The sequence below is a fragment of the Streptomyces sp. NPDC088747 genome, from assembly GCF_044751025.1.
In the GTDB taxonomy this organism is placed as follows: domain Bacteria; phylum Actinomycetota; class Actinomycetes; order Streptomycetales; family Streptomycetaceae; genus Streptomyces.
Genome location: NZ_JBIVKZ010000019.1, coordinates 12,969 through 25,265 on the forward strand (window position 1 = coordinate 12,969; position 12,297 = coordinate 25,265).

Genomic DNA, 12,297 nt, shown 5'->3' on the forward strand with positions numbered 1-12,297 from the left:
GTCGCCCGGCGAGCTCGTTGTGGTGGCATCAGTGCAGGTCGGCGGGTGCGGGGCTGTCGTCGAGGAAGCCTCCCGACTGGTGCTGCCACAGCTTCGCGTAGGCGCCTTCCGAGGCGAGCAGTTCCCGGTGGGTGCCCTGCTCGACGATCCGGCCGCGGTCCAGGACGACGAGTTGGTCCATGTTGGCGACCGTGCTCAGGCGGTGGGCCACCACGAGCGCTGTGCGGCCCTCCATGAGCCGCCACAGCGCCGCCTGGACGAGGACCTCGCTCTCGGAGTCGAGGGCGCTGGTCGCCTCGTCGAGCAGCAGGATCGGCGCGTCGCGCAGGATCGCCCTGGCGAGTGCGACCCGCTGGCGCTGTCCGCCGGACAGCTTCACACCGCGCTCGCCGACCATGGTGTCGAAGCCCTCCGGCAGGGCGTCGGCGAACTCCGTGACGTGTGCCGCGTCGGCCGCGCGGCGGATCTCGGCGTCGGTGGCGCCGGGCCGGGCGAAGGCGATGTTGTCCCGCAGGGTGCGGTGGAACATCGCCGGGTCCTGCGGCACGTAGGCGGTCAGACCGCGCAGGTCGGCCTGGCGCATTCTGCTGATGTCCTGTCCCCCGATCAGGATCCGGCCGGTGTCGATGTCCGTCATCCGCAGCAGCAGCCTGGTGAGGGTGGTCTTGCCGCCGCCCGACCGGCCGACCAGTCCGATCTTCGCCCCGCTGGCGACGGCGAGGTCGAGCCCCTCGAAGAGCGGTCGCGCGCCCGCGTGGGCGAAGGTCACCGCCTCGAACCGGACGTCGGCGGCCCGGGACCGCAGCGGCTCCGGCGTCGGCGGGTCGAGCACGGTCGGCGGGGTCAGCAGCAGTTCGGTGAACTGCGCGGCCTCCGTCATCGAGCTCTCCAGACGCCGGTAGATCTGGTTGAACTCGAACATGATCCGCGTCGCGTTGGAGTAGTACATGAAGGCGACGACGACCGACTCGACGCCGTTGCCGCCGCCGCCCAGCGCGACCGCGAGCAGCAGGCCGAGTGCGTTGGTCAGAACGGACATCGGGGCGACCAGGGTGTCGATGCGCAGGTTGCCGTAGTCCCACGACCTGAGCGTCAGGCGGCGTGACACCGCGACGCGGGACCGGTGTTCGGCGGCCTCGCTCTCCTCCGCGGCGAACGCGCGGACGGTGTCCATGTTCATCAGGCTGTCGGCGACATGCCCCGACACCCGGGCGATCGCCTCCTCGCGCTGGTCGACGAGCGCCTGACGGCGCCGGATGAGGGGCACCACGCACACCGCCGTCAGCGCGATCATCACCAACAGCCCGACCACCAGCAGCGGTTCGTAGAGCCACAGCACCACGGAGCCGAACGCCAGCGGTACGAAGCTGCCCACGACCTGGAACGTCATGGTGTCGACGAACTCCTCGAAGCGGGAGGCGAAGCTCAGTACCCGCTTGGTGAGCGATCCGGCGAAGTTGTCGTGGAAGAACGCCGCGTCCTTGGCGAAGAGTTCGTCCATGCCGATCACGTACAGGTGCTCGATGCCGAGGGCGTCGACCCGGTTCAGGCAGTGCAGGCCGATGCGCCACAGCGTCTCCGCGAACAACAGGATGCCCGCGAAGGCGAGTACGTAGGGCAGCATCGAGCCGACACCGATGCCGGAGTCGTCCGCGATGCGGCCGACCAGTTTGGCGACGACGAGCGGCGCGACGTAGTTGAGGCCGATGTTGCCCAGCGCCGGCAGCAGTAGCGCGGGGAGCGCCAGCCGTCGAAGCCGGGTCAACTCCCGTAAGTAGTAACGAAGTGCGAGGAGCACCGGGCCTTTGCCCGGCGGCGCCTCGCGTGGTTCTGACGATTCCATCCCCACCCCGTGTGTCCGTAGTACGGCAGTCCGCGGGCGGGCGGCGACGCGGACGTGCGGGTACGAGCAGGCCAGGAGTCGAAGTGTCCCGTGGCGCGGCGTGCGCGGTCCAAGCGTTTTTCTCGGCCATCGGTCGGCCGCCCGTGCCTGGATCCGACGCACCGTCACCAGCCGGTCAGGAGAAGGTGGTTGATGAGCAGCGCGAGGGTCGCCTGGGCCGCGAGCCAGGCTCGGGGGCGGGTGAGGAAGGCGCAGGAGGCGAGCAGCCACATCACGAACGGCAGCCAGATGCGTTCCGTCTCGGCCTTGCTCATGCCCGAGAGGTCGGCGACGAGGAGGGCGAGCAGGGCGGCGAGTACGAGCAGGGCGAGGCGGAGTTCGGGACCGGGCGCGCGGAGGCGGGCGCGGAGGTCCTTGTGCAGGGTGGCTGCGCCGGCCCGCCGGAGTCCCGCCACCGTCGCCGGGCCCGCGATCAGCACGCTGCACGCGAGGTTCGCCCACAGCCAGTAGCTGTACGGCCGGATGCCGCCCGCGCCCTGGTAGTAGCGCGTCACCAGCAGCCGGTACGCCTCCCACCAGTCGAAGCCGGCGAGGGTGAACGCGAGCGGGACGACGAGGGCCCCGGCGAACACGTACGGGAGCGGGGCCAGTCTGCGCGTACCCAGCAGCAGGGCCGCCGCCGCGATCACCACGAACAGGGTCAGCCCGTACGAGAGATACACGGTGAGGCCGAAGAGGAGTCCGGAGGCCAGGCCCGTGGTCCGCGGCCGGTGTCCGGTGACCGCCAGGGCGAGGAACGCGACGGCCCAGGCGGCGACCGCGGCGAAGTAGCCGTCCGCCGAGGTCCCCATCCAGACGGCGGCCGGAGCAAGCACGAGGAAGGGCGCGGCGCGGCGGGCGAGGGCCTCGGAGGACAGCGCTCGTACGGTGACGAGCACGGCGACCGCCGCCGTCGCGCCTACGGTGACGCACCAGACGCCCGCCCAGGCCCCGCCGCCGAGACCGACGCGGTCGAGGAGGACGAAGGTGAGGGTGGCGGCCGGGGGGTGTCCGGCGACGTGCGCGGGCCAGTGGTCGGGGGATCCGATCAGGATGTGCCGGGTGAAGTCGCGCAGGGTGTACGGGATGTCCTGGAAGCGGTCGATGACCTGGAGGTATTCGTACCTGGTCGTCAGCCGCCGGGCGACTCCGCGGTGCCAGCCGTCGACGAGGGCGAGGGAGAACGTCCAGACCGTGCCGGTGCCCCAGACGCTCGGCAGCAGTGCGCGCCAGGGCAGCCGGGCGGCGACGAGCGGGCCGTAGGCGATGACCGCGACGGCCACCACGACGGCGGCCGGGGTGCCGGGGCCGACGTGCGGATCCCAGGTGGAGTACAGCGGCGGCCAGCCGACGTGGAGCGTTCCGTCGGAGTGCTGGATGGCGGTGCCGACCAGCGCGGCGGCCAGCACCAGCAGCGCGGCGGCCAGGGCCGCGGACAGGTCACGGAGGAGATCGCGGTTCACACCAGCACGTTAGGTCGGGGTCCGGCCGCCGAGGCCGCCACCGGGGTGGACGTCAGAGTTTCGTCATGGTTCGCGGAGCCGTTCGGGGGCTGTCCCGCGCCTACGGTCGGGGCATGCCACGGTCCCCTTCCTCCCCCGCCTTCTGGCGCAGCCCGCTGCGCGGCACCTGGTTCACCTCCGTACTCGGCATCGTGCTGCTCGGCGGGATCACGGTGCTGTTCCTGACCGGTCTGCTGTCGTACGCCGCCTACAACCCGGGGCTGTCGCCGGTGAACGACATGACGCCCGGCAAGGGTCTGCTCGGCTTCTATCTCTTCTCGTGGCCGACCGATCCGCGCTGGCTGTACCGCCTCACGCAGGGCGTCCACGTCACGCTCGGCATCACGCTGATCCCCGTGCTGCTGGCCAAACTGTGGTCGGTGGTGCCGAAGCTGTTCGCGCTGCCGCCTGCGCGGTCCCTCGCGCACGCGCTGGAGCGGGTCTCCCTGCTTCTGCTGGTGGGCGGCGCCCTCTTCGAGTTCACGACGGGCGTGCTGAACGTCCAGCTCGACTACCTCTTCCCCGGTTCCTTCTACCCGCTGCACTTCTACGGGGCCTGGGTGTTCTTCGCCGCGTTCGTGACACACGCGGTGCTGCGGGTGCCGACCGCTCTGCGCAACCTTCGCCACCTGCGGGACGAACAACCACCGGTGGACGACGAGTTGGTGTCCCCCGACCCCGCCGAGCCCACCGTCTCGCGGCGTGGTGCCCTCGCGTTCGTCGGCGGTGGATCGCTGCTGCTGTTCGCCACTACGGCGGGCCGCGGCTTCGACGGGCCGGTGCGGGAGACGGCCCTGCTGGCGCCGCACGGCGGTCCCGAACCGGGGTCCGGGCCCGGCGCGTTCCAGATCAACAAGACGGCGAGGTCGCGCGGGATCAGCGCGACGGAGACGAGTGCGGACGCCTGGCGGCTGGTCGTCGAGGGGCGCGGGCGCACCGTCCGTCTGAGCCGCGAGGAACTGCTTCGACTACCCTTGCACAGCGCCGAGTTGCCCATCGCGTGCGTGGAGGGGTGGTCGACCTCCGACCAGCTCTGGCGAGGGGTGCGGCTGCGGGATCTGGCCCGGCTCGTGGGCCATGAGCGGGCACCCGACGTGCTGGTGGAGTCGCTCCAGCGGCACGGGGCCTTCCGGCGCGCGGCCCTGCGTGACAACCAGGTGGGGGATCCGGACTCGCTGCTCGCCCTGTTCGTCAACGGCGCGCCGCTCTCCCCCGACCACGGGTACCCGGCGCGGCTCATCGTCCCGGCGGCGCCCGGCGTGCTCAACACCAAGTGGGTGGCCCGGATGACGTTCGGGGACCTGTGAGAACCGTGAAACCTGTGAGGAGAGCTGAGATGCGCCGACGCTTCGGAGCGGATGTCATCGGCAGCCCGCTGCAACTCCTGCTGCTGGCCTGCTCGTTCGCGCTCGCCGGATACGCGGGGGTGCGGCTGCTCGCGGACGACTGGTTCGGGGTGGCGCTGTGGTTCGTGGGCGCGGCGGTGCTGCACGACCTGGTGCTGGTGCCGCTGTACGCGGGGGCGGACCGTGCGCTCTCACGGGCGCTCGGAGTGGTCGGCCGCCGGGGATGGACGGTCTTCGTCCGGGTACCGGCGGCGCTCTCCGGCCTCCTGCTGCTGGTGTGGTTTCCGCTGATCAGCGGGCAGGTCGCGGACCACTACCGGTCGGCGACCACCCTGTCGGGCGACGGGTTCCTGTCCCGCTGGCTGCTGATCACGGCGGCGCTGTTCGGGGGCTCGGCGGTACTGCTGGTGCTGCGGTTGCGCAGGGCGACGAAGGACCGGCCGCCCGCCTCCCACTGACCGTCCGGGCGCCAGCCCGTGCGCGCCGCGTGCCTCAGCAGGGCCGGGGCGCCGAGGCGGGCCCAGGGAAAACCCGGGCCCGCGGCGCCGGCATGGGCGTCGATGACGCGCACCACGTGGACGTGGACGCGTTCGTCGACGTCCACGTCCGGAACGGCCTCGACGATCAACAGGCCTCCGGGACACAGGAGTTGGGAGATCCGCCGGAGCAGGGCGGCCGGGTCGCCGCCGATGCCGACATTGCCGTCGACGAGGAGAGCGGTGTCCCAGCGGCCTTCGCCGGGGAGCGGCTCGAAGACCGACCGGTGCAGGGCCTGTCCGCCGAGCCGCACCGTGTGGGCGACGGCAGCCTCGCTCACGTCGACCCCCAGCGCGGGCCGGCCGAGCGCAGCGAGCGCGGCGACGAGCCGCCCCGGCCCGCACCCCACGTCGAGCACGGCACCCTCGCACCGCCGCAGGGCCTCCAGGTCCGCCGCGTCCGCCCGCGCGCACCACCGCTCGACGTCGAGGGGAAGCAACCAGCCGTCGGGACGGCGGAGATAGAGGGGTCCCCGCCCGGTGCGAAGCGCGTCGGAATACGGGTCCGCGGACCAGGGCCCGGAGGAGTCCTCCTCAGACGTGTCCGGCGTACGGCGTCGAGGCTGTTGGGACCGGGAGCGGGGCCCGCCGGGGACGGGGACGGGGACCGGGGCGGGCTGGGGCGATGGCGGTGAGGGAACCCGCCGGGTGGGGGCGGGGTGAGCGCCTGGGGCGGCGGGGGCGGCGTGAGCCACGGTGTCGGCGGGCGCGGCGTGAGACCCGGGGGTGGCGGGGGCTGCATGAGCCACGGTGCCGGCGGGCGCGGCGTAAGCGCCGGTGCCAGCGGGCGCGACGTGAGACCCGGGGGTGGCGGTGGCGGCATGAGCCAGGGTGCCGACGGGCGCGGCGTAAGCGCCGGTGCCAGCGGGCGCGACGTGAGACCCGGGGGTGGCGGACGCGGCGTGAGCGGCGGTGCCGACGGGCGCGGCGTGAAACTCGGGGGTGGCGGGGGCGGCATGAGCCACGGTGCCAGCGGGCGCGGCGTAAACGCCGGTGCCGACGGACGCAACGTGAGACCCGGGGGTAGCGGGCGCGACGTAAGCGCCGGTGCCAGCGGGCGCGACGTGAGACCCGGGGGCGGCGGACGCGGCATGAGCGGCGGCGACGGGCGCGGCGTCAGCGCCGGTGTCGACGGACGCGACGTGAGACCCGAGGGCGGCGGACGCGACGTGAGCGGCGGCGGGGGTGGCGCACCCGGCGTGAGTCCCGGACCCGGCCGACGCCGCATGAGCCCCGGGCCCAACCGAGACGGCATGAGCCCCGGCGTCGACGGACCCGGCATGAGCCCCGGTGTCGGTGCTCATCGGTGGCTCACCGCCCGCAGGCGGGTCAGTTCGGTGGCGAACCGGCTGTGGGGCGCGGCCGTGGCGACCGCCTGCGCGTCGGCGGCCGTGTCGACGTCCCGGAGGGTGGGCAGATCGCGGACACGCAGGCCCGCCGCCGTGAGGCGGGCTCGCTGCACGGCGCCCGTGTGCGGCGTCGACATCGGTACGCCGCGCAGGAGTTCGGGGTCGGGAGTGGCGAGCCCCAGCGCCCAGAACCCGCCGTCCTCGGCAGGTCCGAAGTACGCGTCGCAGTCCGCGAAGTCCACGGTGAGAAGCTCGGGCGTCACCTGGGGTGTGTCCATGCCGATGAGCAGCGCGGGCCCTTCGCAGCCCGCGAAGGCGGCGGCGAGCCGCTCGTCCAGACCTCCCGCGCACTGCGGTACGACGTCGAAGCCGGGCGGCAGCCAGGAGCCCGGAGTTCCGTCGAGCACCAGGACGTGCCGTGCCGCGGGCGTCGCCGCCACCGTGCGCAGGGTGTCCACGAGGGACGCCTCGGCGAGCAGTGCCGCTTCCCGGGGCGTGAATGGCGGCGTCAGCCGGGTCTTCACCCGACCGGGCACCGGCTCCTTGGCGATGACGAGCAGGGTGTTCACAGGGCGGCTCCTCCCTGGGAGGGGGCGTCCGCCAGGACCGGCGCCGGCGCTTCGGCCAGGACCCGGCGCATGTCCCGTACCGCCTGCCAGGTGCCGCGCCAGGTACCGGTGACCTTGGACGCGCCGCTGCGCGGGAGGTACGGCACGTCGTGCTCGGTGACGCGCCGGCCTGCGTCGGCGGCGCGCACGACCATCTGGAGCGGGTAGCCGCTGCGGCGGTCGGTGAGGTCGAGGGCGAGCAGATCCTCGCGGCGGGCCGCACGGAGCGGACCGAGATCGTGGAGGCGCAGCCCGGTGCGGCGGCGCAGCATCCGCGCCAGGGCGAGGTTGCCGGCCCTGGCGTGCACGGGCCAGGCACCCCTCCCCTGGGGACGGCGCCGCCCGAGCACGAGATCCGCCCTCCCGTCCCTGACCTCGCTCACGAACGGGACGAGGAGCGACGGGTCGAGCGAGGCGTCGCAGTCGCAGAAGCACACGAACTCCGCGGTGGCGGCCGTCAGCCCGGCGTGGCAGGCGGCGCCGAACCCCCGGCGCGCCTCGCGCACGACGGTGGCACCGAGGCCGCGGGCCAGTTCCGCCGAGCCGTCCGTGGATCCGTTGTCCACGACCAGCGCGCGCCAGCCCGGAGGGATACGGGCCAGCACCCAGGGCAGCGCCTCGGCCTCGTTCAGACAGGGGAGGACCACGTCGACTTCCGGGTCCGCCGGGGGAAGGGGAAGGGCTGGGTTTGCAGTCACGGCTTTCACCTTACGAACGCGAAGGGCACATATCGGGCTTGGCGTCCTTACGAAACACGGACGTCGAGCCACGCCGGCGGCACCGGGGCTGAGCCGGTGGGAGGCTGGAGGCATGCAGCAGCCGTACGAACCCCCAGGTGCCGGACGTACTCCGGGCGGCCATGGGGACATGAACCCGGGCGGGTCCGGAGCGACGACGCGCGTCCTCGTCGTCGACGACGATCCGACGGTCGCCGAGGTCGTCTCCGGCTATCTCGACCGCGCCGGGTACGCCGTGGACCGGGCCGCCGACGGACCCGCCGCGCTCGCGCGGGCCGCCGCGCACTGGCCGGACATGGTGGTGCTCGACCTGATGCTGCCGGGAATGGACGGTCTGGAGGTGTGCCGACGGTTGCGGGCGCGTGGGCCCGTGCCCGTCATCATGCTCACCGCCCGCGGCGACGAGGACGACCGGATCCTCGGTCTCGAGGTCGGCGCCGACGACTACGTCACGAAGCCGTTCAGCCCCCGGGAACTGGTGCTCCGGGTGGAGTCGGTGCTGCGCCGCACGCGGCCCGCGACCGATGTCCGCACGCTCCACGCGGCGGGTCTCACCGTCGACCCGGCGGCCCGGCGCGCGACCAAGGACGGTACCGAACTCGCCCTCACCATCCGGGAGTTCGACCTCCTCGCGTTCTTCCTCCGCCATCCCGGGCGGGCGGCCAGCAGGGAGGACCTGATGCGTGAGGTGTGGGGCTGGGACTTCGGGGACCTCTCGACGGTCACGGTCCATGTGCGCCGGCTACGGGGGAAGGTCGAGGACGATCCGGGGAGACCGCGGCTGATCCAGACGGTGTGGGGCGTCGGCTACCGCTTCGACGCCACGCCCCGCGAAGAGGCGGTCTGACCATGCGGGACATGCTCCTCATCGCTCTCTACGCCTTTCTCGGGGCCGCCGCCGCGGGGCTGCTGGGGGCCGGTGTGCTCTGGCTGATCCGGCGGCGGTCGCTGACCGCCTCCCTCGCCGTCGTGGCCGCCGTCGCCGTGACCGCGATGCTCGCCGGGACGCTGGCCGTGGCCTGGGCGATGTTCCTGTCCTCGCACGACCTGTCCGTGGTGACCACGGTCGTCGCGATGGCGGCCGTGGTGTCCCTGGCGACCGCGCTTCTCCTCGGCCACTGGGTCGTCACCCGCAGCCGGGCGCTCACCCTCGCGGCCCGGTCCTTCGGCGACGACGGCGACTTCGCGGCCCCCGACGGCCCGGCGATCGCCGAACTCACCGCGTTGAGCCGGGAGTTGGCTTCCACCAGTACCAAGCTCGCCGAGTCCAGGGACCGTGAGCGCGCTCTGGAGACCTCGCGGCGCGAGCTCGTCGCGTGGATCTCGCACGACCTGCGCACGCCGCTCGCCGGACTGCGCGCGATGTCGGAGGCCCTGGAGGACGGCGTCGCGGCCGACCCGGACCGCTACCTCCGCCAGATCCGCACCGAGGTCGAGCGCCTCAACGACATGGTCGGCGACCTGTTCGAGCTGTCCCGCATACACGCCGGGGCGCTCGCGCTCTCCCCCTCCAGGATCTCGCTGTACGACCTCGTCGGCGACGCACTCGCGGGGGCGGACCCGCTCGCCCGCGAGCACGGCGTACGGCTGGTCGGCGACCGCATCGAGCCGGTGCCCGTCGAGGTGGACGGCAAGGAGATGAGCCGCGTCCTGGGCAATCTGCTGGTCAACGCGATCCGGCGGACACCGGCCGACGGCACGGTCGCGATCGCCGCCGAACGGTCGGAGACGGGTGTCGTGCTGTCCGTCACCGACGGCTGCGGGGGCATTCCCGAGGAGGATCTCCCGCGCGTCTTCGACACCGGCTGGCGGGGCACGCACGCGCGGACGCCTCCCGCCGGCGCGGGGCTCGGCCTCGCGATCGTCCGGGGCATCGTGGAGGCCCACCGGGGGCAGGCCGCCGTGCACAACGTCCCCGGCGGCTGCCGATTCGAGGTCACACTGCCTACGGCCGAGGCGTGAACGGGGGGTTGGGGGCGGGCACGGAGGCGCGGGGTGCGAGGACCGACGTATCGACCCCCGACGTGGGCCTGGTGCGTGAGATGCGCGGGTGCACCAGATAACGCGGGCGCAGCCACGCGCTGGGTACACCACGTAACACGGGCGCAGCCCACGCGCTGGGTACACCGCATAACGCGGGTGCAGCCCACGCGCTGGGTGCACCACATAACGCGGACGCAGCCCACGCGCTCGGTGCACCACACGCCCGGTGTGCACCGGCTTCCCGGGATCCACCGGCTCCCCGGCGAGCCCGAGGCGCGCGGTGCGCTACTCCCCTCGTAGCTTCGCCGTCGCGAACTCCCGCATGCCCTCCGCGAACCCGACCTCGGCCTTCCAGTCCAGCTCCGCCCGCAGCCGGGACGAGTCGGCCGTGATGTGGCGTACGTCGCCGAGGCGGTACTCGCCGGTCACGACGGGCTCGGGGCCCCCGTGGGCGGAGGCCAGCGCCGAGGCCATCCCGCCGACCGTGTGCGGCTGCCCGCTCCCGGTGTTGTACGTGGTCAGCGCTCCCTCCTCGGGCTCGGCCTCCAGCGCGGCGACGTTGGCGGCGGCCACATCCCGTACGTGCACGAAGTCCCGTCGCTGACGGCCGTCCTCGAAGACGCGCGGGGCCTCGCCGCGGGCCAGCGCGGACCGGAAGAAGGAGGCGACGCCCGCGTACGGGGTGTCGCGCGGCATCCCTGGCCCGTACACGTTGTGGTAGCGCAGCGAGACCGCCGAACCGCCCGTGGACCGGGCCCATGCCGCCGACAGGTGCTCCTGGGTGAGCTTGGTCGTCGCGTACACGTTCCGCGGGTCGACCGGGGCGTCCTCACCGACCAGGCCCGGCCTCAACTCCCGTCCGCACCCGGGGCACGTGGGCTCGAAGCGACCGCCTTCCAGGTCCTTGACGCTCCTGGGTCCGGGCCGCACCACTCCATGCCGGTCACACGCGTACGAACCCTCGCCGTACACGACCATCGACCCGGCGAGCACCAGTCGCCGTACCCCCGCGTCGGCCATCGCGGCGAGCAGCACCGCCGTACCGAGGTCGTTGTGGGAGACGTAGTCGGGCGCGTCGCCGAAACTCGTCCCCAGTCCGACCATCGCGGCCTGGTGGCACACCGCGTCGACGCCCGGCAGGACGGCGGCGACCGCCTCGGCGCGGCGCACGTCCGAGCCGTCGCGCAGGTCGAACCCGACGGTCTCGTGCCCCCTCGCGGTGAGTGCCTCGACGACATGGGATCCGATGAACCCGGCTGCGCCGGTGACCAGTACTCGCATGGTGGGAACGCTAGACCCGCGCGGGCACCGTGCGGCGGCACGGCGCCCGTCACGTCACCGGTCCGTAAGACCTCGGCGGACGCGGCGGTCAGCTCTCCGAGGGGGCGAGGACCACGAAGTCCGCGTTGGACGGGTCGAGGCAGACGGCAAGCCGGCCGACGCCCTCGACGTCCGCCGGTCCCATCTGCACGCTGCCGCCGTTCTCGGAGACCTTGGCGACCGCGGCGTCGCAGTCGGTGACGGCGAAGACCGGGTGCCAGTACGGCCGCCCGCCCGCCAGGGCGAGGTCCTCGGTGCTGAGCTCCACGATGCCGCCGTGCATGCGCTCCTCGGGCAGCCCGGCGGGAGTGACGAGGGTGTACGTCCCGCCGTCGCCCGGCATCTGCGTGTCGCTGAACTGCCAGCCGAGGACGCCGCCGTAGAACTCCTTGGCGGCCGCGGCGTCGCTCGTGTAGAGCTCGGTCCAGGTCAGTGAGCCCGGCTGCTCCACCAGCTCGACGCCCTTGGTCTTGCCCGGCTGCCAGACGGCGAACTGGCCGCCGGACGGGTCGGTGTACTGCGCCATCTGGCCCCAGCCGTCGAGGTCCATCGGCGCCACCCGCACCGTGCCGCCCGCGCGCTCCACGGCCTGCGTCGTGGCGGCCGCGTCGGCGACGCTGTAGTAGATCATCCAGGCCGGGCGGGCTCCTTCCTCGGTGAGCTTGCCGAGTCCGGCGACGATCTTGCCGTCCTTCCGGAACATCCCGCCCTCTCCCTCCTCGGCCTCGCCCATGGACTCGTAGTCCCAGCCGAGCACCGCGCCGTAGAACGCGGCGGCGGCCGGGACGTCGGGTACCCCGAGGTCGAGCCAACAGGGGGTGCCGGGTTCGAAGTCAGTGGTGATCACAGCGATTCCCTTCGCAGGTTCTCCAGGACCACAGCGTGACACCCGGCACTGACAACCGCCGTCGGACAAGGCCCGTCCGGGCGGCACCCCTTCTCACCGATTTCCGGCGGCCAGGCGCTACGGGCGCTCGCACCGGGTTTTCAGACCTACGAACCGGCGCGTCGAGGACCGGCGGGTGAGCGTCCCG

10 protein-coding genes and 1 pseudogene are annotated in these 12,297 nt (G+C 73.1%); 4 read left to right on the forward strand and 7 right to left on the reverse strand.

The features are described 5' to 3' along the window. Positions 1-28: 28 nt before the first annotated feature. Together ACIP79_RS34335 and ACIP79_RS34340 are read right to left on the reverse strand one after the other, a co-directional pair. The gene (locus ACIP79_RS34335; RefSeq protein ID WP_401229754.1) at positions 29-1,843 is read right to left on the reverse strand and encodes an ABC transporter ATP-binding protein; all 1,815 of its coding nucleotides are present in this window, start codon (positions 1,841-1,843) and stop codon (positions 29-31) included. A gap of 164 nt (positions 1,844-2,007) precedes the next feature. After that, on the reverse strand, positions 2,008-3,345 hold the full coding sequence (locus tag ACIP79_RS34340) for a hypothetical protein (protein ID WP_401229756.1): 1,338 nt from the start codon (positions 3,343-3,345) through the stop codon (positions 2,008-2,010). A gap of 113 nt (positions 3,346-3,458) precedes the next feature. Here ACIP79_RS34340 and ACIP79_RS34345 point away from each other — a divergent pair, with 113 nt between their 5' ends. Next, positions 3,459-4,691, forward strand: coding sequence for a molybdopterin-dependent oxidoreductase (locus ACIP79_RS34345; protein ID WP_401229759.1), 1,233 nt, complete (start codon positions 3,459-3,461; stop codon positions 4,689-4,691). Between the two features lie 29 nt (positions 4,692-4,720). Then, the gene (locus ACIP79_RS34350; protein WP_387179802.1) at positions 4,721-5,188 is read left to right on the forward strand and encodes a hypothetical protein; all 468 of its coding nucleotides are present in this window, start codon (positions 4,721-4,723) and stop codon (positions 5,186-5,188) included. 194 nt (positions 5,189-5,382) lie between these two features. Here ACIP79_RS34350 and ACIP79_RS34355 read toward each other — a convergent pair. The 3 genes and pseudogenes from ACIP79_RS34355 to ACIP79_RS34365 all read right to left on the reverse strand — a co-directional run. After that, positions 5,383-6,570, reverse strand: a pseudogene (locus ACIP79_RS34355) (hypothetical protein); the annotation flags it as partial. Beyond that, positions 6,567-7,184 carry a DUF2064 domain-containing protein gene (locus tag ACIP79_RS34360; RefSeq protein WP_401229762.1) on the reverse strand — a complete coding sequence of 206 codons (618 nt, stop codon included), beginning with the start codon at positions 7,182-7,184 and terminating at the stop codon, positions 6,567-6,569. The gene ACIP79_RS34360 and the pseudogene ACIP79_RS34355, both read right to left, overlap by 4 nt. Next, positions 7,181-7,930, reverse strand: coding sequence for a glycosyltransferase family 2 protein (locus tag ACIP79_RS34365; RefSeq protein ID WP_383687210.1), 750 nt, complete (start codon positions 7,928-7,930; stop codon positions 7,181-7,183). The genes ACIP79_RS34360 and ACIP79_RS34365 overlap by 4 nt, the downstream gene beginning before the upstream one ends. A 103-nt stretch (positions 7,931-8,033) precedes the next feature. Here ACIP79_RS34365 and ACIP79_RS34370 point away from each other — a divergent pair, with 103 nt between their 5' ends. After that, on the forward strand, positions 8,034-8,807 hold the full coding sequence (locus tag ACIP79_RS34370) for a response regulator transcription factor (protein ID WP_401229765.1): 774 nt from the start codon (positions 8,034-8,036) through the stop codon (positions 8,805-8,807). A gap of 2 nt (positions 8,808-8,809) precedes the next feature. Continuing rightward, entirely contained in the window at positions 8,810-9,922 is a 1,113-nt protein-coding gene (locus tag ACIP79_RS34375) for a sensor histidine kinase (protein ID WP_401229768.1), read from the forward strand. Positions 9,923-10,228: 306 nt separating this feature from the next. Here ACIP79_RS34375 and ACIP79_RS34380 read toward each other — a convergent pair whose 3' ends face one another. Continuing rightward, positions 10,229-11,224 carry an NAD-dependent epimerase/dehydratase family protein gene (locus ACIP79_RS34380; protein ID WP_401229771.1) on the reverse strand — a complete coding sequence of 332 codons (996 nt, stop codon included), beginning with the start codon at positions 11,222-11,224 and terminating at the stop codon, positions 10,229-10,231. Between the two features lie 88 nt (positions 11,225-11,312). Next, positions 11,313-12,110 carry a VOC family protein gene (locus tag ACIP79_RS34385; RefSeq protein ID WP_401229774.1) on the reverse strand — a complete coding sequence of 266 codons (798 nt, stop codon included), beginning with the start codon at positions 12,108-12,110 and terminating at the stop codon, positions 11,313-11,315. Positions 12,111-12,297 lie beyond the last annotated feature (187 nt).

Excerpts from the sequence above, each read along its gene's own strand:
- ACIP79_RS34375 (WP_401229768.1), top strand. The coding sequence starts at position 8,810 with ATGCGGGACATGCTCCTCATCGCTCTCTACGCCTTTCTCGGGGCCGCC.
- ACIP79_RS34350 (WP_387179802.1), top strand. The coding sequence starts at position 4,721 with ATGCGCCGACGCTTCGGAGCGGATGTCATCGGCAGCCCGCTGCAACTC.
- ACIP79_RS34345 (WP_401229759.1), top strand. The coding sequence starts at position 3,459 with ATGCCACGGTCCCCTTCCTCCCCCGCCTTCTGGCGCAGCCCGCTGCGC.
- ACIP79_RS34370 (WP_401229765.1), top strand. The coding sequence starts at position 8,034 with ATGCAGCAGCCGTACGAACCCCCAGGTGCCGGACGTACTCCGGGCGGC.
- ACIP79_RS34380 (WP_401229771.1), bottom strand. The coding sequence starts at position 11,224 with ATGCGAGTACTGGTCACCGGCGCAGCCGGGTTCATCGGATCCCATGTC.
- ACIP79_RS34335 (WP_401229754.1), bottom strand. The coding sequence starts at position 1,843 with ATGGAATCGTCAGAACCACGCGAGGCGCCGCCGGGCAAAGGCCCGGTG.